This is a genomic window from Actinomadura rubrisoli, from assembly GCF_004349215.1.
GTDB lineage: Bacteria > Actinomycetota > Actinomycetes > Streptosporangiales > Streptosporangiaceae > Spirillospora > Spirillospora rubrisoli.
This window is the reverse complement of the sequence record NZ_SMKU01000599.1, coordinates 1-2,792: the sequence shown is the minus strand read 5'-3', so window position 1 is coordinate 2,792 and position 2,792 is coordinate 1. Positions and strand designations below refer to the sequence as shown.

The following is a 2,792-nucleotide window of genomic DNA, read 5'->3' as shown; positions in this document are numbered from 1 at the left end:
GAGGGGCTCAGGCGCCGGGACCGCGGCGGGGCTCCACGTCCGTGGGGTCGAGGAAGGCACCGCAGGAGCCGCAGGTGAAGCGGGGCGTGAGGACGCCGTCGCAGCCGCGGTGACCGATGATCACGGGCGGGCCGTCAGGGGCGTAGTGGCGGTCGCCCCACATCAGCAGGGTCATCATGGCCGGCCACAGCTCGACGCCCTTGCGGGTGAGCCGGTATTCGAAGCGCTCCGGGCGCTCCTGGTACGGGACGCGGCGCATGATGCCCTCGTCGCACAGGCGCGTGAGCCGGTCGGTCAGGACGTTGCGGGCCACGCCCAGCGCGTCCTGGAAGTCGTCGAAGCGCCGGATGCCCTCGAAGGCGCTGCGGATGAGCAGCAACGTCCAGCGGTCGCCCACGACCTCCAGGGACCGGGCGATCGAGCAGTTCTGTGACTCGTAGGTGCGGGGCAGGGCCACGCGTCCGAGACTACCGGAGTTTTGTCATGAAACGCACGAATCGGGGCCCGGACGGCGCGGTCGCCGCCGGGCCCCGCTCCAGGGACCGCTACTTGAGCTTCTTGCCCGCCGACTGGAGGTTCTCGGCGGCCTGGACGACGCGGGCGGCCATCGCGGCCTCGGCGGCCTTGCCCCACGAGCGCGGGTCGTACTGCTTCTTGTTGCCGACCTCGCCGTCGACCTTCAGCACGCCCTCGTAGTTGCGGAGCATGTGGTCGGCGACCGGGCGGGTGAACGCGTACTGGGTGTCGGTGTCGACGTTCATCTTCACGACGCCGTACGACACCGCCTCGCGGATCTCCTCCAGCGTGGACCCGGAGCCGCCGTGGAACACCAGGTCGAACGGCCTGTCCTTGCCGTACTTGGCGCCGACCGCGTCCTGGATCTCCTTGAGCACCTCCGGACGCAGCTTGACCGAGCCCGGCTTGTAGACGCCGTGCACGTTCCCGAACGTCGCCGCGAGGATGTAGCGGCCCTTCTCGCCCACGCCGACGGCCTCGGCGGTGGCGATGGCGTCGCCCGGCGTCGTGTAGAGCTTCTCGTTGATCTCGTTGGCGACGCCGTCCTCCTCGCCGCCGACGACGCCGATCTCCATCTCCATGATGATCCGCGCCTTCGCGCACTCCTCCAGGAGCCCGGCGGCGATCTTCAGGTTCTCCTCCAGCGGCACGGCCGAGCCGTCCCACATGTGCGACTGGAACAGCGGCTCCTCGCCGCGCGCCACCCGCTCCTGCGAGATCTTGATGAGCGGGCGCATGAAGCCGTCCAGCTTGTCCTTCGGGCAATGGTCGGTGTGGAGCGCGATGTTGACCGGGTACTCGGCGGCCACCACCCGGGCGTACTCGGCCAGCGCCGTCGACCCGACGACCATGTCCTTCACCGTGGAGCCGGACAGGTACTCGGCGCCTCCGGTGGACACCTGGACGATCCCGTCGCTCTCGGCCTCGGCGAACCCGCGCAGCGCGGCGTTCAGCGTCTGGCTGGACGTCACGTTGATGGCGGGGAACGCGAAGCCGTCCTGCTTCGCACGGTCGAGCATCTCCGCGTAGACCTCGGGCGTTGCGATGGGCATTGTCAGCGTCCTTTCATACGCAGCGGTGCCGCCGGGCATCCGGCCGGGCGGTAGCACCCTGACGACCGCGTACCCAGGAGAGCCCCCTGGTCACGCGGTTCCGGGTGGGGCAAGCCGTCCACGGTCAGTATCTCGTTGCGACGCGCGCCCACCGCGAAGGGAGCGCGCACAGGAGTCAGTATCTCGGATTTTTCACCCGGGGCCAGCCTGCGGCGGGTCCACCGGATCGTGTCCGGACGGTGCGTCCGGTCGGGTTTCCCACGTATTCGGAGCGTCAGGCCAGGTACGCTCGCCGTGTGGATCTCACGACCCTTCCCCTGGACCTCACCGAGTGGCTGCACCCGACCGCCTGGCTGCAGCTGTTCGGCACCTTCGCGACCATCGGCGTCCTCGCCATCATCTTCGCGGAGACCGGACTGCTGATCGGCTGCATCCTGCCCGGTGACTCGCTGCTGTTCACGGCGGGGATCCTCACGGCGGTCTCGACCGTCAACGGCCAGGAGTTCCAGTCGCTGTCGCTGCCCTGGCTCCTGATCGGCGGCCCGATCGCGGCGATCTCCGGCGCCCAGCTCGGGCACTGGCTCGGCGCGCGGTACGGGCGCAAGCTCTTCGAACGGCCCAACTCCAAGATTTTTCGACAGGAGTGGGTGGAGAAGGCCGAGTACTACTTCAACCGGTTCGGACCGGCCCGCGCGGTGGTGCTGGCCCGGTTCATCCCCATCGTCCGGACGTTCCTCAACCCGCTCGCCGGGATGCTCGGCATGGACACCCGCAAGTTCTTCATCTGGAACGTCGTAGGCGGTGTGATCTGGACCGATGCCCTGTTCCTGCTCGGCCACTTCCTCGGCTCGGAGGTGCCCGACGTCGAGCGCTACATCCTGCCGGGCGTCGCCGTGATCCTCATCCTGTCGATCATCCCGATCGTCCGGGAGATCATGAAGGGGCGCGGTTCCTCGCACAACGGTCCGAAGAAGAAAGACGCTGAAGAGTCACGTCCGTCGCTCAGCGGCGACAGTTATCGCTAACCTCCCCATGTGGGACGTCATCGGTCGGACCCTCGTGGTCTCGCGCGCATACTGATCGCGGCCGTAGCCGTGGTAGCCGCCTTAACTCTGCTCATCGTCGGCGGCACGGCTCTGGTGAACGCGGTCTCCGGCGACCCCGAGAAGAACGCCCCCGCCTCCCCCAGCGGCGGCGGCATCAACAAGGCACCCCCCAGCCGCA

General features: G+C 68.5%; 3 protein-coding genes. 1 reads left to right on the top strand and 2 read right to left on the bottom strand.

All coding sequences use genetic code 11. The features are described from left to right. Positions 1 to 7: 7 nt before the first annotated feature. Together E1298_RS45870 and fbaA are read right to left on the bottom strand one after the other, a co-directional pair. On the bottom strand, positions 8 to 457 hold the full coding sequence (locus E1298_RS45870; protein WP_131903646.1) for a winged helix-turn-helix transcriptional regulator: 450 nt from the start codon (positions 455 to 457) through the stop codon (positions 8 to 10). Between the two features lie 88 nt (positions 458 to 545). After that, on the bottom strand, positions 546 to 1,568 hold the full coding sequence (gene fbaA / locus E1298_RS45865) for a class II fructose-bisphosphate aldolase (RefSeq protein WP_131903645.1): 1,023 nt from the start codon (positions 1,566 to 1,568) through the stop codon (positions 546 to 548). A gap of 296 nt (positions 1,569 to 1,864) precedes the next feature. On the opposite strand from fbaA, the gene E1298_RS45860 reads away from it, so the two are divergent. Next, positions 1,865 to 2,593 carry a DedA family protein gene (locus E1298_RS45860; RefSeq protein ID WP_131903644.1) on the top strand — a complete coding sequence of 243 codons (729 nt, stop codon included), beginning with the start codon at positions 1,865 to 1,867 and terminating at the stop codon, positions 2,591 to 2,593. The last annotated feature ends 199 nt before the right edge of the window (positions 2,594 to 2,792 follow it).